This is a genomic window from Streptomyces sp. NPDC048018 (assembly GCF_043202995.1).
Classification (GTDB): domain Bacteria; phylum Actinomycetota; class Actinomycetes; order Streptomycetales; family Streptomycetaceae; genus Streptomyces.
Map to the genome: position 1 here is coordinate 21,096 of NZ_JBIDBK010000013.1, position 25,721 is coordinate 46,816.

The 25,721-nt window shown below is 72.2% G+C and carries 22 protein-coding genes; 9 read left to right on the forward strand and 13 right to left on the reverse strand.

Translation table 11 applies throughout. The features are described 5' to 3' along the window. Nucleotides 1-275 precede the first annotated feature (275 nt). The 7 genes from ACGF1Z_RS32880 to ACGF1Z_RS32910 all read right to left on the reverse strand — a co-directional run bounded on the left by ACGF1Z_RS32880 (nucleotide 276) and on the right by ACGF1Z_RS32910 (nucleotide 5,895). Nucleotides 276-1,667 (reverse strand): 8-oxoguanine deaminase, encoded by a 1,392-nt coding sequence (locus tag ACGF1Z_RS32880; protein WP_393009826.1) that lies wholly within the window; start codon nucleotides 1,665-1,667, stop codon nucleotides 276-278. A gap of 75 nt (nucleotides 1,668-1,742) precedes the next feature. Then, a complete protein-coding gene (locus ACGF1Z_RS32885; protein ID WP_393009828.1) occupies nucleotides 1,743-3,161 on the reverse strand; it encodes a nucleobase:cation symporter-2 family protein in 1,419 nt (472 codons plus the stop codon). A 68-nt stretch (nucleotides 3,162-3,229) separates the two neighbouring features. Then, nucleotides 3,230-4,153, reverse strand: coding sequence for a factor-independent urate hydroxylase (gene pucL, locus ACGF1Z_RS32890; protein WP_393009830.1), 924 nt, complete (start codon nucleotides 4,151-4,153; stop codon nucleotides 3,230-3,232). 5 nt (nucleotides 4,154-4,158) lie between these two features. Beyond that, nucleotides 4,159-4,566, reverse strand: a complete 408-nt coding sequence (uraH, locus tag ACGF1Z_RS32895; protein ID WP_393009832.1) for a hydroxyisourate hydrolase — start codon at nucleotides 4,564-4,566, stop codon at nucleotides 4,159-4,161. Then, the gene (uraD, locus tag ACGF1Z_RS32900) at nucleotides 4,566-5,081 is read right to left on the reverse strand and encodes a 2-oxo-4-hydroxy-4-carboxy-5-ureidoimidazoline decarboxylase (RefSeq protein WP_393009834.1); all 516 of its coding nucleotides are present in this window, start codon (nucleotides 5,079-5,081) and stop codon (nucleotides 4,566-4,568) included. Before uraD ends, uraH begins: the two co-directional genes overlap by 1 nt. Nucleotides 5,082-5,236: 155 nt before the next feature. Further along, nucleotides 5,237-5,575, reverse strand: coding sequence for a helix-turn-helix domain-containing protein (locus ACGF1Z_RS32905; RefSeq protein ID WP_393009984.1), 339 nt, complete (start codon nucleotides 5,573-5,575; stop codon nucleotides 5,237-5,239). A 44-nt stretch (nucleotides 5,576-5,619) separates the two neighbouring features. Beyond that, nucleotides 5,620-5,895, reverse strand: coding sequence for a hypothetical protein (locus tag ACGF1Z_RS32910; protein ID WP_393009986.1), 276 nt, complete (start codon nucleotides 5,893-5,895; stop codon nucleotides 5,620-5,622). Between the two features lie 141 nt (nucleotides 5,896-6,036). On the opposite strand from ACGF1Z_RS32910, the gene ACGF1Z_RS32915 reads away from it, so the two are divergent. From ACGF1Z_RS32915 to ACGF1Z_RS32925, 3 genes are all read left to right on the forward strand, one after another. Beyond that, nucleotides 6,037-6,870, forward strand: a complete 834-nt coding sequence (locus ACGF1Z_RS32915; protein WP_393009836.1) for a TIM barrel protein — start codon at nucleotides 6,037-6,039, stop codon at nucleotides 6,868-6,870. Nucleotides 6,871-6,937: 67 nt separating this feature from the next. Beyond that, nucleotides 6,938-7,828 (forward strand): 2-hydroxy-3-oxopropionate reductase, encoded by an 891-nt coding sequence (locus tag ACGF1Z_RS32920; protein WP_393009838.1) that lies wholly within the window; start codon nucleotides 6,938-6,940, stop codon nucleotides 7,826-7,828. Nucleotides 7,829-8,021: 193 nt separating this feature from the next. Then, a complete protein-coding gene (locus ACGF1Z_RS32925; RefSeq protein ID WP_393009840.1) occupies nucleotides 8,022-9,479 on the forward strand; it encodes a catalase in 1,458 nt (485 codons plus the stop codon). A 514-nt stretch (nucleotides 9,480-9,993) separates the two neighbouring features. Here the strand turns inward: ACGF1Z_RS32925 and ACGF1Z_RS32930 are convergent. Next, nucleotides 9,994-11,196 carry an MFS transporter gene (locus tag ACGF1Z_RS32930; protein WP_393009842.1) on the reverse strand — a complete coding sequence of 401 codons (1,203 nt, stop codon included), beginning with the start codon at nucleotides 11,194-11,196 and terminating at the stop codon, nucleotides 9,994-9,996. Between the two features lie 74 nt (nucleotides 11,197-11,270). On the opposite strand from ACGF1Z_RS32930, the gene ACGF1Z_RS32935 reads away from it, so the two are divergent. Continuing rightward, nucleotides 11,271-12,242 (forward strand): ArsR/SmtB family transcription factor, encoded by a 972-nt coding sequence (locus ACGF1Z_RS32935; RefSeq protein WP_393009844.1) that lies wholly within the window; start codon nucleotides 11,271-11,273, stop codon nucleotides 12,240-12,242. 134 nt (nucleotides 12,243-12,376) lie between these two features. Here ACGF1Z_RS32935 and gcl read toward each other — a convergent pair whose 3' ends face one another. Continuing rightward, a complete protein-coding gene (gene gcl, locus ACGF1Z_RS32940) occupies nucleotides 12,377-14,164 on the reverse strand; it encodes a glyoxylate carboligase (RefSeq protein ID WP_393009847.1) in 1,788 nt (595 codons plus the stop codon). A gap of 678 nt (nucleotides 14,165-14,842) precedes the next feature. Between gcl and ACGF1Z_RS32945 the strand changes: the two genes are divergently transcribed. The 3 genes from ACGF1Z_RS32945 to ACGF1Z_RS32955 all read left to right on the forward strand — a co-directional run bounded on the left by ACGF1Z_RS32945 (nucleotide 14,843) and on the right by ACGF1Z_RS32955 (nucleotide 17,357). Next, entirely contained in the window at nucleotides 14,843-15,586 is a 744-nt protein-coding gene (locus ACGF1Z_RS32945) for a hypothetical protein (protein ID WP_393009988.1), read from the forward strand. A 68-nt stretch (nucleotides 15,587-15,654) separates the two neighbouring features. Beyond that, on the forward strand, nucleotides 15,655-16,443 hold the full coding sequence (locus ACGF1Z_RS32950) for a TIGR04222 domain-containing membrane protein (protein WP_393009989.1): 789 nt from the start codon (nucleotides 15,655-15,657) through the stop codon (nucleotides 16,441-16,443). A 389-nt stretch (nucleotides 16,444-16,832) separates the two neighbouring features. After that, nucleotides 16,833-17,357 (forward strand): GNAT family N-acetyltransferase, encoded by a 525-nt coding sequence (locus ACGF1Z_RS32955; RefSeq protein ID WP_393009849.1) that lies wholly within the window; start codon nucleotides 16,833-16,835, stop codon nucleotides 17,355-17,357. Nucleotides 17,358-17,585: 228 nt separating this feature from the next. On the opposite strand, the gene ACGF1Z_RS32960 is transcribed toward ACGF1Z_RS32955, so the two are convergent. Both ACGF1Z_RS32960 and ACGF1Z_RS32965 read right to left on the reverse strand, forming a co-directional pair. After that, on the reverse strand, nucleotides 17,586-19,208 hold the full coding sequence (locus ACGF1Z_RS32960) for an AMP-binding protein (protein ID WP_393009851.1): 1,623 nt from the start codon (nucleotides 19,206-19,208) through the stop codon (nucleotides 17,586-17,588). Nucleotides 19,209-19,378: 170 nt separating this feature from the next. Next, nucleotides 19,379-21,076 carry an AMP-binding protein gene (locus ACGF1Z_RS32965; RefSeq protein ID WP_393009853.1) on the reverse strand — a complete coding sequence of 566 codons (1,698 nt, stop codon included), beginning with the start codon at nucleotides 21,074-21,076 and terminating at the stop codon, nucleotides 19,379-19,381. Nucleotides 21,077-21,215: 139 nt separating this feature from the next. On the opposite strand from ACGF1Z_RS32965, the gene ACGF1Z_RS32970 reads away from it, so the two are divergent. Beyond that, entirely contained in the window at nucleotides 21,216-22,013 is a 798-nt protein-coding gene (locus ACGF1Z_RS32970) for a response regulator transcription factor (RefSeq protein ID WP_393009855.1), read from the forward strand. Here the strand turns inward: ACGF1Z_RS32970 and ACGF1Z_RS32975 are convergent, their stop codons facing one another. Continuing rightward, the gene (locus tag ACGF1Z_RS32975; RefSeq protein WP_393009857.1) at nucleotides 22,014-23,198 is read right to left on the reverse strand and encodes a winged helix DNA-binding domain-containing protein; all 1,185 of its coding nucleotides are present in this window, start codon (nucleotides 23,196-23,198) and stop codon (nucleotides 22,014-22,016) included. It abuts the gene before it with no gap. A gap of 390 nt (nucleotides 23,199-23,588) precedes the next feature. Here ACGF1Z_RS32975 and ACGF1Z_RS32980 point away from each other — a divergent pair, with 390 nt between their 5' ends. Then, on the forward strand, nucleotides 23,589-24,695 hold the full coding sequence (locus ACGF1Z_RS32980) for a magnesium and cobalt transport protein CorA (RefSeq protein WP_393009859.1): 1,107 nt from the start codon (nucleotides 23,589-23,591) through the stop codon (nucleotides 24,693-24,695). A gap of 238 nt (nucleotides 24,696-24,933) precedes the next feature. Here the strand turns inward: ACGF1Z_RS32980 and ACGF1Z_RS32985 are convergent, their stop codons facing one another. Further along, entirely contained in the window at nucleotides 24,934-25,668 is a 735-nt protein-coding gene (locus ACGF1Z_RS32985; RefSeq protein WP_393009861.1) for an SOS response-associated peptidase, read from the reverse strand. Between the last annotated feature and the right edge of the window lie 53 nt (nucleotides 25,669-25,721).

Consider the following 25,721-nt stretch of genomic DNA (forward strand, 5'->3'; position numbering starts at 1 on the left):
TGACGGTGGTTTCAGGGAGGTGGTGCGATGCGGTGCTGGGTGCAGGAGGTACGGCTCGGTGCGGGGGTGGTGCTGGAGGTGCTGCGTGCGCCGGCGGAGGGGGTGCGACGCGGGACGGGGCGCGTCCGGTGGGGGGCGGACACACGTTCACCGTTCCGGGAGGTGCCATACGACTCTGCGTACGGACACCCCCCGGCCCGGCTGCCGTGCACCCCGCTCGGGTGCACGGCGACCGACCGAGGGCCGTCCCCCTCGGTCGGACGCCTGGGGGAGGGTCAGCCCTGGGCCGTGATGCGGGCCAGGCGCTGCGCCTCCGTGCGCGCGTCGCGCGCGATCCGTTCCTCGTCGGCCGTGAGCAGTCGGTTGTTCTCGACGATCTGCCTGCCGTTGACGAAGGACGCGGTGACCGGGGCGGCCGCCCCGAAGACGAGGGCGGTGACGGGGTCGGCGATCGACGAGTGCCCGAGGCCGTCGACCTTCCAGAGCACGAGGTCGGCGAGCTTGCCCGGTTCCAGGGAGCCGACGCTGTCGGCCCGGCCGAGGACCTGCGCGCCGCCGAAGGTGCCGAGGCGCAGGGCCTGGCGGGCGTTGAGCGCGGACTCCCGGTGGGCGCCGAGGCGGTTGATCAGCAGCGCGTTGCGCAGTTCGGTGTGGAGCTCGCCGGACTCGTTGGACGCGGTGCCGTCGACGCCGAGGCCGACCGGCACGCCCGCCCGGAGCATGTCGGGTACGCGGGCGATGCCGGCGGCGAGGCGCGCGTTGGACGAGGGGCAGTGGGCCACACCGGTGCCGGTGCGGGCGAAGGCCTCGATGTCGGAGTCGTTCATGTGGACGCAGTGCGCCATCCACACGTCCTCGCCGAGGAAGCCGGTGGACTCGAAGTAGTCCGTCGGCCCCATGCCGAAGAGCTCGTGGCAGAACTTCTCCTCCTCCACGGTCTCCGAGCCGTGGGTGTGCATCCGCACGCCGAGCCGGCGGCCGAGGGCGGCGCCCTCGCGGAGCAGTTCGGTGGAGATGGAGAAGGGCGAACAGGGGGCGACGGCGACCTGGGTCATCGCGTCGAAGGAGGCGTCGTGGTACTTCCGCACGGTCTCCTCGGTCGCGGCCAGCGCGCCCTCGGTGGTCTCGACGGCGAAGTCCGGCGGCAGGCCGCCGTCCTTCTCGCTGCGGTCCATGGAGCCGCGGGCGAGGGTGAAGCGGACGCCCATGTCGGCGGCGGCCCCGATGATGGCGCCGGACAGGTCGCCGGAGCCCCGCGGGAAGACGTAGTGGTGGTCCATGGCGGTGGTGACGCCGCCGCGGGCCATCATGGCCAGCGAACCCTCGGCGGCGACGCGCACCATCTGCTCGTCGATGCGGGCCCAGGCGGGGTAGAGCGCGACCAGCCAGTCGAAGAGGTGGTGATCGGTCGCCATCCCCCGCGTGATCCACTGGTAGAAGTGGTGGTGGGTGTTGATCAGACCCGGCGTGACCAGGTGGCCGGTGGCGTCGATGCGCCGGACCACGTTCTCCAGACCGGCGGGCGCGTCGCCCGCTCCGAGGGACTCGATCCTGTTGTCGGCGACGACGAGGTGGCCGGAGGCGTACTCGGTGTCGTCGGCGTCGACGGTCGCGATCGCCGCGTTCTCTATGACGATGCGTCGGGGGGCTGCCGAAGGCGCTGCCATGGGGGTACTTCCTTCATTCCGGGAGGGTGGGAATCCCCCCACACCGCTGTCGTGGGGGGAGGGCACGGCAGGACCCTAGGAAGATTTGAGTGCCGGAGCCGTCTGGCCGCTCCGGGTGCCGAGATGGTGGAAGAACAGGTTGAGCAGGACGGCGACGAGGGCGCCGGCGCTGATGCCGGAGCCGAGCACGGTCTGCGCCCAGGCGGGGAATCCGGCGTAGAAGGTGGGAGCGGCGAGCGGGATGATGCCCGCCCCGAGCGCGACGGCCACCAGGATGATGTTGGAGCTGTCGTCGAGGCCCGCTTCCGAGAGGGTGCGGATGCCGCTGACGGCGATCGACCCGAAGAGGACGATGCCCGCTCCGCCGAGGACCGGCATCGGTACGAGGGAGACCACCGCGCCGAGCACGGGGAAGGCCCCGAGGACGAGGAGGGCGCCGCCGGCGACGGCGACCACGTACCGGCTGCGCACCCGGGTCAGCGACACGACGCCGACGTTCTGGGCGAACGCCGAGGTCGGGAAGCCGCCGAAGACCGGGCCGAGCAGGGTGGCGATGCCGTCGGTGCGCAGGCCGCGGGTGATGGTCGTCCCGTCGCTGCGCCGCTCGCAGATCTCGCCGAGGGCGAGCATGCCGGCGCTGGACTCGGTCATGAGGACCAGCATCACGATGCACAGGGAGAGGATCGCGGCGGGCTGGAATTCGGGGGCGCCGAAGGCGAAGGGCGCGGGCAGCGCGGCGACCGGCGCCTGCCGCAGGGCGGCGAGGTCCGCCATGCCGAAGGGGACCGCGGCGAGCGTGCCGACGAGGAGACCGAGCAGCAGGGCGATCTGCTTGACGAAGCCCTTGCCGAAGCGCTGGAAGAGCAGGATGACGACCAGGGTGAAGGCGGCGAGCGCCAGGTACTTCATGGCGCCGAAGTCGGCGGCGTCCGGGGCGCCGCCCTGGGCCCAGCCCACCGGGACGGGCATCAGGGTGACGCCGATCAGGGTGATCACCACGCCGGTGACGAGCGGCGGGAAGAAGCGCAGGAGCCGTCCGAAGAAGGGTCCGACGGCGAGGCAGAAGACGCCGGCGACCATCACCGCGCCGTAGATGGCGGGGAGTTGGTGACCCTTGGCGCTGGTCTCGGCGATCGCGAGCATCGGCGCGATGCCGGCGGAGGAGGCGGCGTTGACGAACGGCAGCCGGTTTCCGGCGAAGCGGCCGAGGCCGAGGGTCTGCAGGATGGTGGCGCAGCCGGCGATCAGCAGGCCGGCGGCGATGAGCCGGGTCATTCCGGCGGTGTCCAGGCCGACGGCCTGGCCGATGATGAGCGGAGGGGTGACGACGCCCGCGTACATGGCGGCGATGTGCTGGAGTGCCGCGGGGACGAGCCGCGAGGCGGGGAGCTTCTCGTCCACGGGGTGGCACTCGGCCGGTGCCGAGGCGGGGGTGGACGCCGGGGTGGAACACGGGCCTTCGGCTGTCGCCGGCCCCTGTGCGGGCTGTGCCATGGAACTTCCCTCCGGTCGTGGACCCCCGCCCGGCTGCGGGACGGGCGGGGGCGACCACTCGGTGCCGCTTAGAGGTTGGTCATGTCGACCGGGATCTGCGCCGTGGCGCCGTCCCGCAGGATGGTGGCCTCGATCAGGCCGTACATGCGGTCGGCCGCGTAGTAGACCTCGTTGTCGTTCTTCAGGCCGAAGGGCTCGAGGTCCACGAGGAAGTGGTGCTTGTTCGGGAGCGAGAAGCGGACCTCGTCGATCTCCGAACGGTGGTTGATGATCCGTGTGGCCATCTGGTAGAGCGTCTGCTGCAGCGAGTACGAGTAGGTCTCCGCGAAGGCCTCGAGCATGTGCTTCTTGGTCTGCTCGTAGGACCGCTCCCAGTTCGGCATCCGCTGCTCGTCGTCGGACCAGTTGAACCGCCACTGACCCGATACCTGGGTGGCGAGGATCCGGTCGTACGCCTCCTTGAGGGTGGTGTACTTGTCCTTGATGTAGCCCCAGAACTCCGAGTTGGTGGAGTTCATGACGACGAGGTCCTTGAGGCCGGAGATGACCTGCCACTTCTCGCCGTCGAAGGTGATCTGGGTGGTGCGGGTCTCCTGGCCCTTGCGGACGAAGGAGTGGTTGACCTCGTCCGAGCCGATGAACTTGGAGTTGGCGTCGGAGCTGGCGATCCGCTCCCAGGAGTACTCCTCGATCCGGATCCGCGCCTGCTTGATCGGCTCCTGGCTGGTCACGAAGTGACGGGCCAGGTGGATGCCGAACTGCTCGGCGGACTCGATGCCGTACTCCTTGGCGAACGCGAAGACGGTGTTCTTCGTCGTGTCGGTGGGGAGGCAGTTGGCGTTGGAGCCGGTGAGGTGGACGTCGTCGAGGTCACCGGAGAGGGCGACGGAGACGTTCAGGTCCTTGATGTGGTGCGTCCCGCCGTCGCGCGTGATCTTGACGACGCGGTTCTCTGCTTTGCCGTACTGGTTCTGGCCGAGAATCGTGGGCATGTCTGCTAGCTCCCTCGGTAAACGGAGTAGCCGAACGGGTTGAGCAGCAGCGGCACGTGGTAGTGCTCGCCCGGCACGACGGCGAACGTGATCGCCACCTCCGGGAAGAACGCTCCGGTCGTACCACTGTCCCGATTCGCGGGGGCGTCCTGCTGCGCCTCGGCTTGCTTGTTCTGCTTGCTCAGGAAATACGCCTCGGTCTGGAAGTCGAGACGTACGTGGGTGGTGCCCTCCGGCAGGGCCGGCAGGTCCTTGCAGCGCCCGTCGGCGTCCGTGGCGGAGCCGCCCAGGGCGGTCCACTCCGCGTCGGAGCCGGCACGGGCGGCGAGCGTGATGGCCACGCCCTCGGCCGGACGGCCGATGCTGGTGTCCAGGATGTGGGTGGACACCGAGGCGGTGGTGTCGGTGCTCATCAGTTCTCTTCCTCGGTCTCGACGAGACGGGTCAGACGGATGCGGTTGATCTTGCCCAGTTCGGTGCGGACGATCTCCCGCTCCTGCTCGGGCGAGTTCTCGATCCGTGCGCGGATCGCGTCGCGCATCTGCTCGCCGGTCTTGCCGGTGGCGCAGATGAGGAAGACGTGCCCGAACCTGTCCTGGTAGGCCAGGTTGAGTTCGAGCATCTCGGCCTTGAGTTCCGCGGAGGAGTCGGCCATCCCGCTCTGCTCGCGGGAGGAGGTCGGGTCCCCTGCCTTCGGACGACCGATCGGCGGGTGGCCCGCCATCGCCTCGGCCAGGTCCTCGGCGGTCAGCTCGGCCATGGCGGCGTCACTGGCGAGGAAGAGGGCTTCGACGGTGGCAAACGGGCGCTGGGCGAGAAGCTTGCTCCCCCACGCCGAGCTGGAGCACACCTCGTGGAGTGCGGCGACGGCGTCGCCGTCCGCCGAGGTGTTGAACCGGGTCAGACCCGAGGTCGTACCTGAAGTCACGGGAAGCCTCCGTGGCTGTTTTTCGCTGTGCGTCGGACGGGCTGCGGATAGCTAACGCCCTCCGCAACACCACGTCAACACTTTGTTGAAAACTCGGCCATACAAAAGCCGTCGTCCCGACATCTGGACGACGGCTTCCGGCCCCACATGATCAACTACGCGTCCTTGGGGGCCTTTTCCCTGTTCAGGGCGGTCTCCCTGTTCAGGTAGTTGTACACGGTGAAGCGGCTGACCCCCAGCGCGCCGGCCACCGTCTCCACCCCGTGGCGCACCGAGAAGGCACCGCGTGCCTCCAGGATCCGCACGACCTCCTGCTTGCTCTTGCGGTCGAGCGCGGAGAGCGGCATTCCGTGCCGTCGTTCCATCGCGGCCAGAATGTGATCCAGCGATTCGGACAGCTGCGGCAGCCGGACGGCGAGCACGTCCTCGCCCTCCCAGGCGAGGACCACGTCGTCGACCCCCGCCTGCTCCGGCACCAGGATCTCGGCGCCCATGGCGTCGACCAGCGGCTTCACCGCCGCGACCAAGGGGTGCTCCGTCACTTCTCCCCCTCGCGGTCCACATCACCGATCGCCTCGCCGATCACGTTGACCTGCAGCGACACCCGGGTGGCCCCGGCCGCGAGGGACCGGCGCAGCAGCGCGTCCACCGCGGTGAGCACCTCGTCGGCGCCGCCTTCCGCCGTATTGCCGAAGGGCCCCACGTCGACCGCGTCCAGCGCGGCCGACTGGATGACCTCACGAGCCACGACCGCGTGCGCCGGCGCCTCGTCGAGGTCGAACGGCTCGGTCGTGAACTCCACTCTCAAACGCACCATGCCCCCCACGCTACGGGCCCTTCGCGGCCCGCGGGAGCCCCGGACCTGCGGGGTCCTCTTGACAAGCCGGACGGTCTGCTTGCAACATTCCGTCAGACAGAAACTTACTTCCGCAATACGGAAGGAGCGCCGCCCCTCATGGGATACACGGACCAGCGCTTCGATGTGAACCTGTCGATCCTCTTCACGGAACTCCCGCTCCTGGAGCGCCCCGCGGCCGCCGCCGCGGCGGGCTTCACCGCGGTCGAGCTGTGGTGGCCCTGGATCGACACCGCCACCCCCGACCAGAGTGAGCTCGACGCCCTCAAGAAGGCTCTTGAGGACGCCGGCACCCAGCTGGTGGGCCTGAACTTCTACGCCGGCCGGCTCCCCGGCCCGGACCGCGGCGCGGTCTCCGTGCCCGGCCAGGAGTCGGACCGCTTCCGCACCAACATCGACATCGCGGCGGACTTCGCCGCCTCGGTCGGCTGCAAGGCGCTCAACGCGCTCTACGGCAACCGCGTCGAGGGTGTGGACCCGGCCGTCCAGGACGAACTCGCCCTGGAGAACCTGGTCCTGGCCGCCCGCGCGGCCGACCGGGTCGGCGCGATCCTGCTGATCGAGACCCTGAACAAGCCGGAGTCGCCGCTCTACCCGCTGGTGAGCGCCCCCTCCGCGATCGAGATCGTCGACAGGGTCAACGCGGCCACGGGCCTCGGGAACGCCAAGTTCCTGCTCGACATCTACCACCTGGCCATGAACGGCGAGGACGTCAGCCAGGTCATCGCGCGGTACGCCGACAGGACCGGCCACGTCCAGATCGCCGACATGCCGGGCCGTGGCGCCCCGGGCACCGGCGAACTCCCGCTCGAGCAGCTGCTCGACGAGCTGAAGAAGGCCGGCTACGACGGCTGGGTGGGCCTGGAGTACAAGGCCGCCGAAGCCGCCTCGTCCTTCGCATGGTTGCCCGCCGAGGCGCGCGCCGCCAAGTGAGTCCGGGCGTTCCGCCAGGCGACCCCCCGCCCTTTTCGTACGAAGCTTCAGAGAAGGACCCTCCCCAATGAGCAACCTCCCCAAGATCGCGTGGATCGGTCTCGGCATCATGGGCTCCCCCATGTCCGAGAACCTGATCAAGGCCGGCTACTCCGTCACCGGCTTCACCCTCGAGCAGGACAAGCTGGAGCGCCTGGCCGCCGCCGGCGGCACCGCGGCCGGCTCGATCGCCGAGGCCGTCAAGGACGCCGACGTCATCATCACGATGGTGCCCGCCTCCCCGCAGGTCGAGGCCATCTCCTACGGCCCCGAGGGCATCCTGGAGAACGCCAGGTCGGGCGCCCTGGTCATCGACATGTCGTCGATCACCCCGCAGACCTCGGTCGACCTGGCGAAGAACGCCAAGGAGAAGGGCATCCGCGTCATCGACGCCCCCGTCTCCGGCGGCGAGGCCGGCGCCATCGAGGCCGTGCTCTCGATCATGGTGGGCGGCGAGCAGGCCGACTTCGACGAGGCCCTCCCGATCCTCGAGGCCCTCGGCAAGGTCATCGTCCTGTGCGGCCCGCACGGCTCCGGCCAGACGGTGAAGGCCGCCAACCAGCTCATCGTCGCGGTCAACATCCAGGCCTGCGCCGAGGCCGTCGTCTTCCTCGAGAAGTCCGGCGTGAACCTCCAGGCCGCCCTGGACGTCCTCAACGGCGGGCTGGCCGGCTCCACGGTCCTGACCCGCAAGAAGGACAACTTCCTGAACCGGGACTTCAAGCCCGGCTTCCGGATCGACCTGCACCACAAGGACATGGGCATCGTCACCGACGCCGCCCGCAACGTCGGCGCGGCCCTCCCGGTCGGCGCCGTGGTCGCCCAGCTCGTCGCCTCCCTGCGTGCGCAGGGTGACGGCGGCCTGGACCACTCGGCCCTGCTGCGCGCCGTCGAGCGTCTCTCCGGCCAGCAGGTCTGACCCGGCTCCCCGTCCCGACGGGGCCCAGATTTCCGGGCGGCGGCGGCGCTGACAACTGTCCTGTCGCGCCCAGGCGCCGCCGCCGTCCGGAACACCACACTTCTTTTTCAACAAACTGTTGACGATGTTCGCGGGGCGTACCTACGCTCCAGAGCACTCCCACACTCGGCAGTGCAGCTCAGGAAGGTCCACCATGTCGAAGCGCGTGCTTACGACCGAGTCCGGCGCCCCGGTCGCCGACAACCAGAACTCCGCCACCGCCGGCGTCGGTGGCCCCGTCCTCCTGCAGGACCAGCACCTGCTGGAGAAGCTCGCGCGCTTCAACCGTGAGCGCATCCCGGAGCGCGTGGTGCACGCCCGCGGCTCCGGCGCGTACGGCTACTTCGAGGTGACCGACGACGTCACGGCCTACACGAAGGCCGCCTTCCTCTCCGAGGTCGGCAAGAAGACCGAGACCTTCCTGCGCTTCTCCACCGTGGCCGACTCGCTCGGCGGCGCGGACGCGGTCCGCGACCCGCGCGGCTTCGCGCTGAAGTTCTACACCGAAGAGGGCAACTACGACCTCGTCGGCAACAACACCCCGGTGTTCTTCATCAAGGACCCGATCAAGTTCCCCGACTTCATCCACTCCCAGAAGCGTGACCCCTTCACGGGCAAGCAGGAGCCGGACAACGTCTGGGACTTCTGGGCGCACTCCCCCGAGGCGACCCACCAGGTGACCTGGCTCATGGGCGACCGCGGCATCCCGGCCTCGTACCGGCACATGAACGGCTACGGCTCGCACACCTACCAGTGGACCAACGAGGCGGGCGAGGCCTTCTTCGTCAAGTACCACTTCAAGACGAACCAGGGCATCCGTTCCCTCTCCGCCGAGCAGGCCGCCGAGCTCGTCGGCAAGGACGCCAACTCGCACCAGACCGACCTGCTGCAGTCCATCGAGCGCGGTGTGACCCCGTCCTGGACCCTCTACGTGCAGGTCATGCCGGCCGCCGAGGCCGCGGACTACCGCTTCAACCCCTTCGACCTCACCAAGGTGTGGCCGCACGGCGACTACCCGCTGCAGCGCGTGGGCCGTCTGGTCCTGGACCGCAACCCGGACAACGTCTTCGCCGAGGTCGAGCAGGCCGCGTTCTCCCCGAACAACTTCGTCCCGGGCATCGGCCCCTCGCCGGACAAGATGCTCCAGGGCCGCCTCTTCGCCTACGCGGACGCCCACCGCTACCGCCTCGGCGTGAACCACACCCAGCTGCCGGTCAACGCCCCCAAGGCGACCACGGCCGACAACTACGGCCGCGACGGCTTCATGGCCACCCGCAACGGCTCGCGCCACGACAAGAACTACGAGCCCAACTCGTACTCCGGTCCGCGCCAGACCGACGCCCCGCTGGCCGCGCCGCTCGCCATCCACGGCTGGACCGGCACCCACGAGGCCCCGCAGCACGTCAAGGACGACGACTTCTTCCAGGCCGGTGAGCTCTACCGCCTGATGTCCGAGGACGAGAAGGCCCGCCTGGTCGCCAACATCGCCGGCGGCCTCTCCCAGGTCTCCCGCGAGGACATCATCGAGAAGAACATCGCCCACTTCGCCGCCGCCGACGCCGAGTACGGCCGGCGCGTCGAGGAGGCCGTCCGCGCCCTGCGCGAGGACTGATCCTCCGACACCCTGACTGCGTACGGCACCTGACGGGAGGTCAGTGACCGTACGCGGTCCGGATCGCCGGCCCGGATGAGGGGTGGTCGGCGATCCGGACAGCGTGAGGACCGCGGTGGCACCGAGCCAGTGCGGTGGTAAGGGCCTCCGGTCCCCCTTCCTGACCTGAAGGAAGGGGACCGGCCGGAGCGTCCGTCGGTACCACCGCGGTCCCAACGCCCCCCTTCTCGCACGGAAGGGGGCCACGACTCCGCCCGGCGGCGCGAACGTCCTGTCGCGCCAGCCTCGCACCGTCGGGCGGTCACCAACGAGAGCGCGGAACCAGGTTTACGGTCCCTGGTTCCGCGCTCTTCCTTTTGCTTCCGTACGGCGTCGTGCGACGCCACACGGGCACCGCCCCCCGCGCCCCGGCCGCGGGCTCCGGTCCCCCGCCACCGCGGCCCGCCCGCGCCGCCACCGTGACCGGCCACCGTGACCCGCCCCGTCGTGCCGCTCGCGGTCGCGCCGGCGACGGTCAGGCGGCTCGCCGGCGCACGCGGCGCGGAGACGGTCGGGGTGCGCCCGGCGGCGCGGCGCTGAGGACGAGCACCAGGGTGACGGCCAGAGAGGCCACCGCCAGCAGGGCCATCGCCGTCCGGGGCGAGGTCAGCTGGGCGAGGCCGCCGGCGAGGGCCGCACCGAGGCCCTGGAGGGCGAGCATGCCCGAGGCGTGCAGCCCCAGCGCGTGGCCGCTGAGCCCCCCGGGGACCAGGGCGGTCAGCCGCTCCTGGTGGAGCAGGCTCGCGCTGTAGCCGACCGCGGACACCGCGACCGCCGCCAGCGCGAGCGGCAGGCCGGGATCCAGCACGAAGACCAGGTACGGGGCCGCGAGCAGTGCCTGCAGCGGTGCGGCCAGCCGGCCCCGCCACCGGGCCGGGACGAACCCCCCGATCGCGATGTCCCCCGCCAGCATCCCGAGCGCGGCGCAGGCGAAGAGCAGTCCGGCCCGCTCCGGCGCGTAGGAGACGAAGAGCGACTCGCAGCCGACGATCAGACCGTTGGGCACCCACAGGGCGAGGTAGACCAGCCGTCGCGGACGTGATGCCCACAGCCGGGCGTTGGTGCGCCAGGTCTCGGCGGCCGAGGCCCGGCCGGCGGTGCGCGGGGCCCGCCGGGACAACCCCCGGCGGGCGAGCAGGGCGGCGGTCAGATACAGCGCGGCGCCGGTCAGCAGGGTGCCGCGCGGGGAGAGCAGCGCGAGCAGCACCCCGCCGGTGGCGAAGCCGGCGACCTGGCAGACGCCGACGGCCGTGTTGAGCACCGAGCGCCCGATCAGAAGGCGCTCGCGCGGCAGGATCTCGGTGAGCAGCCCGTAGCGCACGCCGCCGCCGACCGAGCCCACGAGGCCCTGCACGAACAGGATCACGAAGACGGCGCCGACCGGCACGCCGGGAACGGCCTGGGCCGCGGTGCCGGCCGCGAAGGCGAGGGCGACGCCCGCGAGCGCGGCGCGGGGCGGCAGCCGGTCGGCCGCCGAGAGCAGGGTGACGGCCCCGGCGAGCTGGGCGAGGGCCGGGCCGAACATCGCGAGGGCGGAGAGCAGCGGGGAGTGCGTGGCACGGAAGACGAGGGTGGCGAGTCCCAGACCGGAGACGGTCTGTGCGGCGACCTGGGCCGCACCGACGAGGAAGAGCGGGGTGAACTCGGGGGTGCGGAAGAGATCGCGGTAGCGGGGCATGCCGGGAGTCTCGGAGCGGGCGGGGCGGCGCCGGTATTGTTTCGCGGCGGCGCGAAAGGAAGGGGCGGGGCGCGGTGGGCTGGTGGCGGATCGGTACGGACTCCCTGGCCGGGAGCCGTTTCGTCGTCTCGCCGCTGGCCGAGACGATCGCGGCGCTCAAGACCCTGCACGCGGCGGCCGGCGCCCACGTCGGCGAACGCGCCTGGCTGGCCGCTCACCTGCCCGCGTACCGGGAACGCCTGGCCGCCGAGCCGCTGGACGCGCTGCTCGTCCGCGCGGCGCTCGGGCCCACGTGGAACGCGGACTTCCTGACGCCGACCCCCCTGGGCGAGGGCGAGCAGTCCTTCGAGGAGGAGGTCGCGGCCGTCCGCGACGCCGAACCACGCGACGCCGTGCCGCAGTTGGAGGTGGCGGTGGGCGGGTCCGTACCGGAGGCGCTGCGCACGCGACACGACCTGCCCCGGCGGATGGCGGACGTCCTGGAGTGGGTGTGGCGGGAGACCGTACGTCCCGACTGGCCGCGGCGGCGCCAGGTCGTGGAGGCCGATGTGGTGGCGCGCACCGCGCGGCTGGCCCGCGACGGCTGGGCGGCGGCGCTCGACGAACTGTGCCCGGGCCGGACGCGCTGGCTCGGGGAGGGCAGGCTGCAGGTCAACACCCGGGAGTATCCGCCGCGTTCGGTGGACGGCGGCCGGCTGCTGTTCGTGCCGGTGACTCCGGCGACGGGCTGGGTGTCGTGGGAGGGCTCGGCGCGGTTCGCGATCGTGTACCCGTGCGACGGCGCCCTGGCGGACGTCACCGGCCCGGCGGTGCCCGAGGCGCTGGGAGCCCTGCTCGGTGCGGCCCGCGCGGGTGTCCTCGTACGCCTCGGATCCCCCAAGTCCACCAGCCAGTTGGTGGCGCTGACGGGCCAGGGCCTCGGCTCGGTGGGACGGCACCTGAAGGTGCTGCTGGACGCCGGACTCGTACGCCGGAGGCGGGCCGGGCGCTCGGTGCTGTACGACTGGACGGAGGCGGGCGCGGTGCTGGTACGGGCGCAGGCCTGACGGGCGGCGGCGGCCCGGCGGGCGACGCGCGTCAGGGCGCGGGCCCCAGGGGCCGCGGACGGCCTCCACCCCGGTGCTCGGCGGGGCGGAGGCCGCTGCGTGTCAGCCGGCCGGGCGGGCCCGGCCGGGGTGGTTCAGACCTGGAGGGCCTTGATCGCGGTGGGCGCGTGGCCCGGCTCGGTGGCCAGCTCCTCGAACTCCGTGACGTCGCTCATGTCGACCGTCTTGCTCATCGCGATGTTGGTGATGCGCTCCAGGATCGCCTCGACGACGACCGGGACCTGGAACTCGACGGCCAGCTTCTTGGCCTGCTCCAGGGCCTCGCCGAGCTTGTTCGGGTCCTCGACGCGGATCGCCTTGACGCCCAGGCCCTCGGCGACCTTGACGTGGTCGACGCCGTAGACGCCGAGCTCCGGGGTGTTGATGTTCTCGAACTCGAGGTTGACCTCGAAGTTGATGCCGAGACCGCCCTGCGCCTGCCGGATCAGACCCAGGTAGGCGTTGTTCACGAGGACGTGGACGTAGGGGACCTTGTGCTGGGCGGCGACCGCCAGCTCCTCGATCATGAACTGGAAGTCGTAGTCGCCGGAGAGGGCGACGACCGGGGTCTCCGGGTCGGCGGTGGCGGCACCGATGGCGGCCGGGATCGTCCAGCCGAGCGGGCCGGCCTGGCCGCAGTTGATCCAGTGGCGCGGCTTGTAGACGTGCAGGAACTGCGCGGCGGCGATCTGCGAGAGACCGATGGTGGTGACGTAGCGCGTGTCCGGGCCGAAGGCCTTGTTCATCTCCTCGTAGACGCGCTGCGGCTTCATCGGGATGTCGTCGAAGTGCGTACGGCGCTGCAGGGTGGCCTTGCGCTCCTGCGCGGAGTCGGCCCAGGCGGAGAAGTCGGGGAGCCTGCCCGCGGCCTTCCACTCCTCGGCGATCGCGACGAAGAGCTCCAGGGCGACCTTGGCGTCGGAGGCGATGCCGTAGTCCGGGGCGAAGATCTTGCCGAGCTGGGTCGGCTCGATGTCGACGTGGACGAACTTCCGGCCCTTGGTGTAGGCCTCCATGTTGTAGCCGGTGTGACGGTTGGCCCAGCGGTTGCCGATGCCCAGGACGAAGTCCGACTCCAGGAACGTGGCGTTGCCGTAGCGGTGGGCGGTCTGGACGCCGACCATGCCTGCGGCCAGCGGGTGGTCGTCCGGGATGGTGCCCCAGCCCATGAGGGTGGAGATGACGGGGATGTTCGTCAGCTCGGCGAACTCGACCAGCAGGTCGGAGGCGTCGGCGTTGATGATGCCGCCACCGGCGACGATCAGCGGGCGCTCGGACTCCAGGAGGAAGGTCAGCGCCTTCTCGGCCTGCGCACGGGTCGCGGACGGCTTGTAGACCGGCAGCGGCTCGTAGGTCTCCGGGTCGAACTCGATCTCGGTCAGCTGGACGTCGATCGGCAGGTCGATGAGGACCGGGCCGGGACGGCCGGAGCGCATCAGGTGGAAGGCCTGCTGGAAGACGCCCGGGACCTGCGCGGCCTCCAGGACGGTCGTCGCGGCCTTGGTGACCGGCTTGGCGATCGTGGCGATGTCGACGGCCTGGAAGTCCTCCTTGTGGAGCTTCGAGACCGGGGCCTGGCCCGTGATGCACAGGATCGGGATCGAGTCGGCGATCGCCGAGTACAGGCCGGTGATCATGTCGGTGCCGGCGGGGCCGGACGTCCCGATGCAGACGCCGATGTTGCCGGCCTTGGCGCGGGTGTAGCCCTCGGCCATGTGGGAGGCGCCTTCGACGTGGCGGGCCAGCGTGTGGCCGATCCCGCCGACGTTCTTGAGCTCGCGGTAGAAGGGGTTGATCGCCGCACCGGGCACGCCGAACGCGTTGGTGACGCCTTCGCGCTTGAGGATCTCAACGGCCGCTGCGGCGGCGGTCATACGAGGCATGGGAGTGCTCCTCTTCGGGGCCTTTTCGGCGCGGTTTCCATAATGCGGAAGTACTGTTCTGCTATACGGAAGCAATGTAGGTCGGGGGGCGGAGAGGCGTCAAGAGAGTCCCGCCGAGTGGGCAGCCGCCGGGCCGCGCGAGGGACCAAACGGGCCGCCGCGCACGGGATGGCCGAAGTCGCCCCCTCGAACGGCCTGATGGGTGGACGATGGGGACGCACGACGCAGAGGGGGTTCGGTGTGGGTGAGTCGGTACAGGTGCGCTGCCCGGAGTGCCTCCGCACACTGCGCTACGCGGCGCCCGCGTTCCCCTGCTCCTGCGGCCGCCCGATCGCGCCCCCGGTGATCGCGGGCGCCGTCGCCGCCCCCATCACCCACCGCAACTGGTCCGACGAATGGGTCACCGTCCACTGCCCCGCCTGCGCCCGCGCCTCGGACTGGCCCCACCCGGAGGTCGGCTGCCCGTGCGGCGCGGTGCTGCGGGTGCCGGTGGAGGAGCCCGGGGGGCGGGAGGAGCCGGCCGGGCCGGGGACAGCCCCCGGAGCCGCTCCGGCGGCCGGCACGGGAGAGGCGGCGGCGTACCCCCCGCCCCGGGCCGCGGCATCGGACGGACAGGCGGACGCGGGCGCCGGGCGGGCCGGCACCGGCGGGAGTGCGGACGGTACGGAACGGGGCGCCGTGGCGGCGGACGCGCCCCCGGCGGGTACGGGCCGGGGCACGGGCGCCGCAGACCTGCCCGAGACGGGTGCGGGGACGGACACGGGCGGCGCCCTCGGCACCGGCACCGGCACCGGCACCGAGCCCGACGTCCCAGGTGGCGGCGACGGGTACGGGTCCGGGCGGGACGAGGGCCACGGGCCTGACGCCGCCCTCGACCCGCACCCCGCGGCCGAACCCGCCCCCGGCCCTGACCCACGCCCTGACCTGGAGACGGTCGCCCCCGACGCGCACCCCGCCTCCTTCGCGCGCAGACACCCCTCCCCGCTGCCCCCGCCTCCGCCCGCGCCGTCCCGTCCGGCCCCCGGCCCGGCGGCCGCGCGCTCCGCGTTCCGGCCGGTGACGATCCGGACGGCGCGGGACGCGGTGGCGGCGTCCGCCGGCTATCTGCGATGGCTGGGGTTCAAGGACGTCGTGCAGCCCGAGGAGCGCTCGGCGTCGGCCGTGGACCTCCGCGGCCCCGGGCTGGTGGCGCAGGTCGATCCGAGCACGCGGCCGACCGGACTGCGGGCCGTGGAGTGCCTGTGGCTCAACGGTCTCAGCAACTCGGCGGTGAGCGTCTACTTCTCCCTGGCGGGTTACACCCCCGAGGCGCACGAGCGCGCCGAAGGCCTCGGCATCCCGCTCTTCGTGCTGGACCTCACGGGCACGCCGCAACCCGTCAACGCACCGGCCGGCGAGCTGCTCACCACCGGAGCGCCCTAAGTATTTCGGCCATTCGCACGTGACGATCACCCCTCCCCCGGGCACAACACCCTCGGGGGGTGAACACCATGACGATGGGGATGTGGTGGTTCCTGGGGGCGGCGGTCGGTCAACTCGTGCTGGCGGGGCTGTTGTTGCGTACCCGCAGCCAGGAGCGGCCGGAGCTGCCCCCGCAGGCGCTCGCGCTCCTGCGCGGTGGCCCGCGGGCGGCGGTGACCGTGGCCCTGGTCGCCCTGCACCAGCGCGGCGCGGTGGCGGCGGGGCGCAGGGGGACGATTCGCGCCAACGGCGGGGCCGGGCGCACGCGTGATCCGCTGCAGCTGGGCGTGCACCGATCGCTCCAACGAGCGCTGGCCCTGCGGGTCTTGGCCACACGCCCGAAGGCGCGGCAGGCGCTGGACGCGCTGCGCGGGGAACTGGGCAGGACGGGACTGCTCCGCCCGCCCGGCAAGCTGAAAGCGGCCAGACTCCTCCTGGGGCTGGTCCCGCCGACGGTCGCCGCCGGCCTGCTGACGACCGGCGCCTCAGGCCCCGCGCTGGCGCTGGGGGCGATTCCGGTGCTGGCCGCGGCGGCCCTTCTGTGCGTACCGCCGACGACGCGCGGAGCCCGGCGGCTGCTCGCGAACCTCCGCGCCCGGCACCCGCTGCCGGCGCACCGGCGCGAGGTGACGGACGGCCGTGACGTGCTGCTGTACGTGGCCCTGTACGGCGACCCTGCGCTCGCCATGTTCCTGCCGCACTTCTCCCGAGACGGCGGCCTCCTGGGTCGCCGCGGCAACCGCGAGGACGGCTACGCGACCGGGCGCGGCTGGAACCCGGACAACGGCCCGGCCTGCACGAGCGGCACGCCCGACTGACACCCCGCGATCCGGTCCCGGCGGCCCGTTCCCGGCGACCCGCCCCGAGGGCCGGTCTTGGGGCGGTCCGGGGGCGGTCCCCGGGGGCGGGGACGGGACACCGGGTTGTACGGGCCTGATCGGAGCGGGGCGGGACGGGGCCGAGACCGGGTGCGGGGCCGGGGCTGGAGCCGGAGCCGGGTACGGGGCCGAGGCCGGGCTGGAGCCGGAGCCGGGTACGGGGCAGGAGCCGGGTGTGGGCCGGGGCCTAGCCCGAGCCCGGACCGGGCAGGAACCCGACCCGGGGCCGCCGCACCTGCCGCCGTGCGGCGCGCCCGGCCCCTGCGCGTCGGGGGGCCCTCGTACCCCTGTCGACACCCGCCCCGGCCGAGACCGCGCCATACTGGCGTATGCGCATCCGAGTGGCCACAGCGGCCGAACTCCCCATGCTCCAGGACATCGAACGCGCCGCGGGCGAGGCCTTCCGCCCCCTCGGGATGGAAGAGATCGCCGACGACGAACCCCTCTCCCTGGAGGTCCTGGAGGGCTACCGCAGCGCCGGGCGGGCCTGGGTGGCGGTGGACGAGGGCGACCGCACCGTCGCGTATCTCCTCACGGACACCGTCGACGGCGCCGCCCACATCGAGCAGGTCTCCGTGCACCCGGACGCCGCCCGCCGGGGTGTCGGACGGGCGCTCATCGAGCACCTGGCGAGTGCCGCCCGCGCACAGGGCCTGGCGGCGCTCACCCTCACCACCTTCGCCGAGGTGCCGTGGAACGCCCCGTACTACACGCGGATCGGCTTCCGCCGCCTCGACGACGGCGACCCCGCGCTCACCGAGGGCCTGCGCGCGATCAGCCGGGCCGAAGCCACCCACGGGCTGGCCGCCTGGCCCCGCGTCTGCATGCGCCGCGAGGTGACGGCCCTGGTCTGACGGCCCGGGGAGCCGGCGGGGAGCGGGGCCTGCCGACCCGGCCCCGCCGGGCCAACCCGCCCCACCGGACCCAACAGTCCTACCGGCCCCACTGGCCCCCGACCCAGAGGCCCTACCGGCCCCCCTGGCACCCCTGGCACCCCGGCCCGGACGCCCTGACGGCCCCACCGGGCTCCCCGGCCCGGACGACGCCCCGCCGACCCCACCGGGCTCCCCGGCCCAGACGCCCTACCTCCCCCCGCCCTCCCGTTCCCCCTCCGTGCCGAACCGCACCCGGAGCTCCACCTTCCGCACCTTGCCGCTGACCGTCATCGGGAACTCCGTCAGGACCTCCACGCGACGCGGGATCTTGTAGTGGGCCAGGCGGTCGCGGCAGAAGGCCGTGACGTCGTCCAGGGTCGGGGGGTCGGCGGGGTCGCGCGGGATGACGCAGGCGAGGATCTCCTCGCCGAAGCGCTCGTCCGGGATCCCGACGACCTGGACGTCCGCGATCTTGGGATGGGCGTACAGGAACTCCTCGATCTCCCGCGGGTACACGTTCTCGCCACCTCGGATGATCATGTCCTTGATGCGGCCCACGATCTGCACGTAGCCGTCCTCGCGCATCACCGCGAGGTCCCCGGTGTGCATCCAGCGGCCCGCGTCGATCGCCTCCGCGGTCTTCTCCGGCTCGTCCCAGTAGCCGAGCATCACGCTGTAGCCGCGGGTGCACAGCTCGCCGGCCGTGCCGCGCTCGACCGTCAGGCCGGTCGCCGGGTCGACGACCTTGACCTCGACGTGCGGCATGACCCGGCCGACCGTGCCGGTGCGCCGTTCCAGGTCGTCGTCGCGCCGGGTCTGCGTGGAGACCGGCGACGTCTCGGTCATGCCGTAACAGATGGACACCTCGGCCATGTTCATCTCGGCGACGACCCGCTTCATCACCTCCACCGGGCACGGTGAGCCGGCCATGATGCCGGTGCGGAGCGTGGACAGGTCGTACGAGGCGAAGTCGGGGAGGTTCAGCTCGGCGATGAACATCGTCGGTACGCCGTACAGCGACGTGCAGCGCTCTTCCTGCACCGCCCGCAGGGTGGCGGCCGGGTCGAAGGAAGGCGCCGGGATCACCATGCAGGCACCGTGCGAGGTGGCCGCGAGATTGCCCATGACCATGCCGAAGCAGTGGTAGAAGGGCACCGGGATGCAGATCCGGTCCTGCTCGCTGTAGGCGATCATCTCGCCGACGAAGTAGCCGTTGTTGAGGATGTTGTGATGGGAGAGGGTGGCCCCCTTCGGGAAGCCCGTCGTCCCGGACGTGTACTGGATGTTGACCGGTTCGTCGCAGGACAGCCCCTCCGGCACCACTCCCTCCGGCGCCCGGCGTGCGAAGAACTCGTCCCAGCTCGGCTCCCCGAAATAGACCGTCTCCCGCAACCGCGGGCAGGATGACCGCACTTGCTCGACCATCGCCCGGTAGTCGCTGGTCTTGTGCGCCGGAGTGGCGAACAGCAGGGAGACGCCGGCCTGGTTGAGGACGTACTCCAACTCATGCGCCCGATAAGCCGGGTTGATGTTCACCATGACCGCGCCGATGCGGGCCGTGGCGTACTGCACGAGCACCCACTCGGCGCAGTTGACCGCCCAGATGCCGACCCGGTCACCCTTGACGACCCCGCTGCCGAGCAGGGCGTCGGCCAGCCGGGCGACATCGGCTCCGAACCGGCCGTAGGTCCAGCGACGCCCGGTGGGCACGTCGACCAGCGCCTCGCGCTCGGGCCACGCCGCGACGGCCCGGTCGAGGTTGGCGCCGATCGTGTCGCCGAGGAGCGCCGTGTCCGACACCCCGTGCGCGTACGACGACGTCTGGCGCACGGACGTCCCGGCGGCCGGGTGAGCCGCGGACTGAGGGGTCCTGGTCGACGGGGTCGCGGGCGCCGTCCTCCCGGGCGTAGCGGTCGCGGGGGCCGTCTTCCCCGGTGGGGAGGCCGTGGCCGCGGGGGCCGGGGGCGTCGTGGTCGCGGGCGTCGTCGTGGGCCGGTCGGTCATGCGAGGTTCTCCTCGGTGTATTCGGTGCCCGTCCGGCCCTCCGCCGTGAGCTTGCGCAGCTCCACGCGCCGGATCTTGCCGGAGACCGTCTTCGGCAGCTCGGCGAACTCGATCCGGCGGATCCTCTTGTACGGCGCGAGCACCTCGCGCGAGTGCGCGAAGAGCGCCTTCGCGGTGTCGGCGTCCGGCTCCCAGCCCGCCGCGAGGACGACGTACGCCTTGGGGACGGCGAGCCGCAGCGGATCGGGGGCGGGGACGACGGCGGCCTCGGCGACCGCCTCGTGCTCCAGGAGCGCGCTCTCCAGCTCGAAGGGCGAGATCTTGTAGTCGCTCGCCTTGAACACGTCGTCGGCACGCCCGATGTAGGTGATGTAGCCGTCCTCGTCCCGCGCACCGATGTCACCGGTGCGGTAGTAGCCGCCGGCCATGGCCTCGGCCGTACGCTCCGGGTCCCCGTGGTAGCCGGTCATGAGGCCGACGGGGGCGGCGGCCAGGTCGAGGCAGATCTCGCCCTCCTCGACGTCGGGCGTGCCGGTGACCGGGTCGACGAGGGTGACCCGGTAGCCGGGGCTGGGCCGCCCCATGGAGCCCTCCTTGAGCCGCTGGCCCGGGCTGTTGGAGACCTGGACGGCGGTCTCGGTCTGGCCGAAGCCGTCCCGGATGGTGACGCCCCAGGCCCGCCGGACGCTCTCGATGACCTCGGGGTTGAGCGGTTCTCCGGCGGCGACGACCTCGCGGGGCGGGGCGGCCAGCTGGCCGAGGTCGGCCTGGATGAGCATGCGCCAGACGGTGGGCGGGGCGCAGAAGCTGCTGACGCCGTGCCGGTCCATCTCGGCCATGAGGCGGGCCGGGTCGAAGCGCGTGTAGTTGTGGATGAAGACGGTCGCCTCGGCGTTCCACGGGGCGAAGAGGTTGGACCAGGCGTGCTTGGCCCAGCCGGGTGAGGAGATGTTGAGATGGACGTCGCCGGGCTTGAGGCCGATCCAGTACATCGTCGCCAGGTGCCCGACCGGGTACGAGGTGTGCGTGTGCTCGACCAGCTTCGGGCGGGCCGTGGTACCGGAGGTGAAGTAGAGCATCAGCGGGTCGTCGGCGGAGGTGACGCCGTCGGGCGTGAAGTCCGGGGACTCCTCGTACGCCCGCTCGTAGGCGAGCCAGTCGGCCCCGTCGCCGCCGACCGCGATGCGCGTGTACGCGCCGGGCACGTCGGCGAACTTGGCGGTGTCCTCCGCCCGGACGAGCACGTGGGCGGCCCGGCCGCGGTCCACCCGGTCGCGCAGGTCGGCGGGGCCGAGCAGCGGGGTGGCGGGGATGACGACGGCGCGCAGCTTCATCGCGGCGAGCATGGTCTCCCACAGCTCGACCTGGTTGCCGAGCATGACGATCATCCGGTCGCCGGCCCGGACGCCCCGCGCGCGCAGCCAGTTGGCCACCCGGTGGGAACGGCCGGACATCTCGGCGAAGCTCAGCCGCGTCTCGGTGCCGTCCTCCTCGACGATGTGCAGGGCGGTGCGGTCGTTGCCCGCGGCGATGACGTCGAACCATTCGAGCGCCCAGTTGAACCGTTCGGGGCGGGGCCAGGCGAATTCCGCGTACGCCGTGTCGTAGTCCGACCGGTGCCGGAGCAGGAAGTCGCGGGCGGCCCGGAAGCTCTCCGTCGCCTCCGTCGGCTCCGCCGCGCTCGTTGCCGTCATGTGTCCTCCTCGTTGCGGGACCCGTCCCGCACATCGTGTAATCAGTGACCCAGGTCTCACTACCCCCGTTCGGGGGGAGACCGCGCGGACGGCGGACGGCGTCGGGCCGGGTGGAGACGGGTCGAAGGAGGGGCGCATCGTGCCCGAGCACGACGAATCGGCGGAGCTGCGCACCGCTCTGCTGCGGCTGCGCCGCACCACCGGACTCCAGGTGGTGTTCGGCGGGCTGCTCCAGGAGGGGCGCCCGCTGCGGATCGCGGAGCTGAACGGGGCCGTGACGCCCGCGCTCCGCGGACTGGCGATCTCGACCGGCTCCGGCCTGGGCGGGAAGTGCCTCGCCCTGTCCCGGCCGTGCGCCGTCACGGACTATCCGTCGGCGCGGCACATCACGCACGAGTACGACGCGCCGGTCTCGGCGGAGGGCCTGCGCTCGGTGATCGCGGTGCCGGTCGTCGTACGCCGCCGGGTGCGCGGGGTCCTGTACGGGGCGTTGCGCGACGCGCTGCCGATCGGCGAGCGGATCTTCGACTCGGCCGTCGCGGCGGCCCGGGACGTGGAGCAGGCGCTCGCCGTACGGGACGAGGTGCGCCGGCTCACGGCCGAGCGCGAGGAGATGCGCCAGGCGTACGGGGAGCTGCGCGAGCTCGCCCCGCAGGTGACCGACCCGGAGGTGCGGGAACGGCTGCTCGCGGTGTGCGGCCGCTTCGAGTCGACCGCCGCGCCGGAGGGCCGGCCGCCCGCCGTCCTCCTGACCCCGCGCGAGACGGACGTCCTGGCGGCGGTGGCCTCCGGCGCGACGAACGCCGGAGCGGCCCGGCGGCTGGGGCTGCGCCCGGAGACGGTCAAGGGCTATCTGCGCTCGGCGATGCGCAAGCTGGGCGCGCACACGCGCCTGGAGGCGGTGGTGGCGGCACGGCGGGCGGGCGCACTGCCGTGATCACGCCCGGCCGGCCGCCCCGCCCCCGGCCGCCCCGCCCCCGGCCGGTCCGTCGGCCTCGCCGAGGACGATGTCGTACGGGATGCCCTCAGGGCCCAGGAGGCGCAGCGTCCGCTCGGCCTCGGCGGTCAGGGCGGCGCGCTGGGCACGGGTGGGCCGGGCGAAGGGCTCGATCGTCATGACGGTCCGCTCCCGCCCCTCGTCGAGGTGCCAGAGCCCGGCGAGGAGGCCGTCGAGCAGGAACACCCGGTGGGCCTGGTTGCCGGTCCAGGTGCGGGCGCGGTGCTCGGCGGGCACGACGCGGGTGCGGTCGGCGTGGGAGAGCAGCAGGTTGTCGAACTCGGGCAGGAAGCGGGGCGGCGCGGGGGTGTCCTCGTCGGGTCGGGGCGCGTCGGGGACGTCGAAGAGCTCGGTGCCGCCCTCGTCGCGGAAGACGAGCAGTCCGGGCCGCAGCCGCTCGAAGGCCGGCCGGAGCCGGGTGAGCCCGCACCAGGTCTGCATGTCCTGGACCGAGGCGGGCCCGAAGGCGCGAAGGTAGCGGAGCACGGTGGCGTCGAGGACGGTCGCGTCGGGACCGGCCGCCCCTGCCTCTCCGTCGGCGCCGCCGAACCACTTCCGTGCGGTGGTGAGGGCCACCTGCCCGCTCCTGCCCCAGAGCCCGCGCGGGGTGACCTGCACCATGGGCACCAGGCAGCGCGCGGCGATGGTGAGCGCCTGCGGATCGCCCTCGGGCCACTCCAGCAGCAGGTGCTCGCGGATCTCCTTGGGCGTACGGGCCCCTTCCTCGACGTACGCGACGGTGCGCGCGGCCAGCCGGTCCAGGTCCACCCCGTGCAGGCCCTTGCGGAACATCCTGAGCTCCCGGTCGACCGCCCCCGCCTGGACCAGCGCGCGCAGCGGAAGGCCGTCGTCGGCGGTGTGGGTGTGCACGGTGGAGCGCAGCGAGACCATCCGCCCGACCCGGCGGGACTCCATGAGGGCGGACAGGTCCTCGGGACGGAAGCCGTCGAGGCGGGCGGCGAGGGCGTAGTACGGCGGCTTGGTGTTCTGCGCCTGGAGCCCGACGAGGTGCCGGACGGCGTCCTCGGCGGAGAGCGGGGCTCGGTCGAGGAGAAGCTGCCGGCCGAGGGTGGCGCGGTTGAGGGCGCGGGAGGAGAGGACCGGGGACGGGGTCTGGAGGGCCATGAGGAAAAGCTAGCGAGAGTTGCGGACAGAATAAGTCCGCAATGGGGCCACAGGGAGGCCCGCAAGGAGTGTCCGCGGCGAGGGAGGGAGTCAGGGGCGGGGCGCTGCCGCGGGCCCGATTCATCACCTATATCCTGCATCGTGGACGCCACGGTCCGGGGCGCCGGGGGCCCCGGAAGCACCGGAGGCCCCGGAACAGGGCCCCTCGACGGAGACCCGGCGACCGCCGGCGGCCCGGCCCCCGACGGCCCGCCCCGACGACCCGCCATGGAGACCCCCACACAGCAGCCCCACCGAGAACATCCGGAAGAGAACGCTCGACGAGGACGCCCCGGGGAAGGCGCCCCAGGAAAGCCCCACGCCTACGCAGAGACGCCGAGGAGCCCGCCGATGTCCGACCGCCGCCCGCACGCCGCCTGGCGCCGCGTACCGGAGCCACCGGCAGCCGCCTCCCCCGCCCCGCCGGCCGGGGACGGGCCGAGCGTGGTCCAGGCGACCCTGTACCGCGAGGGCCGCCGCGTCTCCTCCCCCGACTCCCTGGCGGAGACCTTCCGCCAGCTCCGCCGGCACCCGGACGGCATGGCCTGGATCGGACTGCAGCGTCCGACCGAGGAGGAACTCCATTCCCTGGCAGCGGAGTTCGATCTGCACGAGCTGGCCGTCGAGGACGCGATGGAGGCGCACCAGCGCCCGAAGCTGGAACGCTACGGCGAGACCCTCTTCGTCGTCCTGCGCGCAGCGCGCTACCTGGACGCCCAGGAGGAGGTGGACTTCGGCGAGCTGCACGTCTTCGTGGGCCCGGACTTCGTCATCACCGTCCGGCACGGCGCGGCACCCGACCTGTCGGCGGTACGCCGCCGCATGGAGGAGGATCCGGACCTCCTCGCCCTCGGACCGGAGGCGGTGCTGTACGCGATCCTGGACGCCGTGGTCGACGGCTACGCGCCGGTGGTGGCGGGCGTGCAGAACGACATCGACGAGATCGAGACCCAGGTCTTCGGCGGCGACCCCGCGGTGTCCCGCCGCATCTACGAACTCTCCCGCGAGATGGTCGAGTTCCAGCGGGCCACCAGGCCCCTGGTCGGCATGCTCCACGGCCTGATGGCGGGCTTCGCCAAGTACGGCACGGACGAGGAACTCCAGCGCTACCTCCGCGACGTCGCCGACCACGTCACCCACACCAGCGAGCGCGTCGACGGCTTCCGCCAGGCCCTCACCGAGATCCTGACGGTCAACGCCACCCTGGTCACCCAGCAACAGAACGCGGAAATGCGGGCGTTGGCGGAAGCGGGCTTCGAACAGAACGAGGAGATCAAGAAGATCTCCTCGTGGGCGGCCATCCTCTTCGCCCCGACCCTGGTCGGCACGATCTACGGCATGAACTTCGACACCATGCCGGAGCTGCACTGGGCGGGCGGGTACCCCTTCGCGATCCTGCTGATGGCGGTGGTCTGTACGAGCCTGTACGTCATCTTCAAGAAGCGCGACTGGCTGTAGCACTGAACATGCCAAGAGAGGCGTGGGGCGGTCGTCCAGGTCGGGCTCACGGGTCCCGAGGAAGACGCCGAAACGATCGCCGACGTCTGCGCGTACTTCAGGCCGGGCGGCGACAAGGCCGCCTTCTACCAGGCCGAGCTTCGCGACCGCGGGCGCGCGAAGACCAAGCGCGGGCGACGCGCAAGAGGGAGATGGACTCTGAGCCGTATGACCGGCGTTTGACGTCCGGCCGCTGCCGTCAGGTGGCCGGGTCGAGGAGGTGGGGGCCGTTGTTGCGGACGTTGTTGACGGCCGGGGAGACGGGACGGGCGTCCAGGCGGCCGCCGGCCGGCTGGGTGAGCAGGGCGCGGAGGTCGTCGGTGTTCTGGTGGTGGGGGTCCAGCCAGGCGTCGTAGTGGTCGGGGGTGAGGGCCAGGGGCATGCGGGGGTACACGCGGCCGGCCTCGTCGGTGGCCTCGGTGGTGATGATCGTGCAGGTCACCAGCCATGCGGCCGGGTCGTCCCCGTCCGCGATGTCGGGGTTGCGCCAGTATTCGTACAGGCCCGCCATGGCCATCACCTGGTCGTCGGCGGGGTGGATGAAGTACGGCTGCTTGCGGGTCCTGCCCGTCGCCTCGTCCGTGACGGGGTCCCACTCGTAGAAGCCGTCGGCGGGGAGCAGGCAGCGGCGCTTCGCGAAGGCGCGGCGATAGGCCGGCTTCTCGTGCACCGTCTCGACCCTGGCGTTGATCATCCGCGCGCCGGCCTTGGGGTCCTTCGCCCACGACGGCACCAGGCCCCACTTCAGCGCCCGCAGCTCACGGCGCACCTCGTCCCCGTCGTCCCGCGCGACGCGTTCGAGGATCGCGTAGACCTCGTCGGTGGGCGCGACGTTCCAGCTGGGAGCCAGCGTCTCCTCGGGGCGCCATTCGGTGACCTCGAAGAGCTGCGTCAGGTCCTGGGGACCGCGGGTGGAGGCGTATCGGCCGCACATACCGCCACTGTGCCACGACACGGGGCCGGTGCCGGGAATCCGGGGGCGGGGGA

What these genes read in the sequence shown, in the direction of transcription:
- ACGF1Z_RS32880 (WP_393009826.1), bottom strand. Translation starts at nt 1,667, where the DNA reads ATGGCAGCGCCTTCGGCAGCCCCCCGACGCATCGTCATAGAGAACGCG.
- ACGF1Z_RS32885 (WP_393009828.1), bottom strand. Translation starts at nt 3,161, where the DNA reads ATGGCACAGCCCGCACAGGGGCCGGCGACAGCCGAAGGCCCGTGTTCC.
- pucL (WP_393009830.1), bottom strand. Translation starts at nt 4,153, where the DNA reads ATGCCCACGATTCTCGGCCAGAACCAGTACGGCAAAGCAGAGAACCGC.
- uraH (WP_393009832.1), bottom strand. Translation starts at nt 4,566, where the DNA reads ATGAGCACCGACACCACCGCCTCGGTGTCCACCCACATCCTGGACACC.
- ACGF1Z_RS32905 (WP_393009984.1), bottom strand. Translation starts at nt 5,575, where the DNA reads ATGGGCGCCGAGATCCTGGTGCCGGAGCAGGCGGGGGTCGACGACGTG.
- ACGF1Z_RS32915 (WP_393009836.1), top strand. Translation starts at nt 6,037, where the DNA reads ATGGGATACACGGACCAGCGCTTCGATGTGAACCTGTCGATCCTCTTC.
- ACGF1Z_RS32920 (WP_393009838.1), top strand. Translation starts at nt 6,938, where the DNA reads ATGAGCAACCTCCCCAAGATCGCGTGGATCGGTCTCGGCATCATGGGC.
- ACGF1Z_RS32925 (WP_393009840.1), top strand. Translation starts at nt 8,022, where the DNA reads ATGTCGAAGCGCGTGCTTACGACCGAGTCCGGCGCCCCGGTCGCCGAC.
- ACGF1Z_RS32930 (WP_393009842.1), bottom strand. Translation starts at nt 11,196, where the DNA reads ATGCCCCGCTACCGCGATCTCTTCCGCACCCCCGAGTTCACCCCGCTC.
- gcl (WP_393009847.1), bottom strand. Translation starts at nt 14,164, where the DNA reads ATGCCTCGTATGACCGCCGCCGCAGCGGCCGTTGAGATCCTCAAGCGC.
- ACGF1Z_RS32950 (WP_393009989.1), top strand. Translation starts at nt 15,655, where the DNA reads ATGACGATGGGGATGTGGTGGTTCCTGGGGGCGGCGGTCGGTCAACTC.
- ACGF1Z_RS32955 (WP_393009849.1), top strand. Translation starts at nt 16,833, where the DNA reads ATGCGCATCCGAGTGGCCACAGCGGCCGAACTCCCCATGCTCCAGGAC.
- ACGF1Z_RS32965 (WP_393009853.1), bottom strand. Translation starts at nt 21,076, where the DNA reads ATGACGGCAACGAGCGCGGCGGAGCCGACGGAGGCGACGGAGAGCTTC.
- ACGF1Z_RS32975 (WP_393009857.1), bottom strand. Translation starts at nt 23,198, where the DNA reads ATGGCCCTCCAGACCCCGTCCCCGGTCCTCTCCTCCCGCGCCCTCAAC.
- ACGF1Z_RS32980 (WP_393009859.1), top strand. Translation starts at nt 23,589, where the DNA reads ATGTCCGACCGCCGCCCGCACGCCGCCTGGCGCCGCGTACCGGAGCCA.
- ACGF1Z_RS32985 (WP_393009861.1), bottom strand. Translation starts at nt 25,668, where the DNA reads ATGTGCGGCCGATACGCCTCCACCCGCGGTCCCCAGGACCTGACGCAG.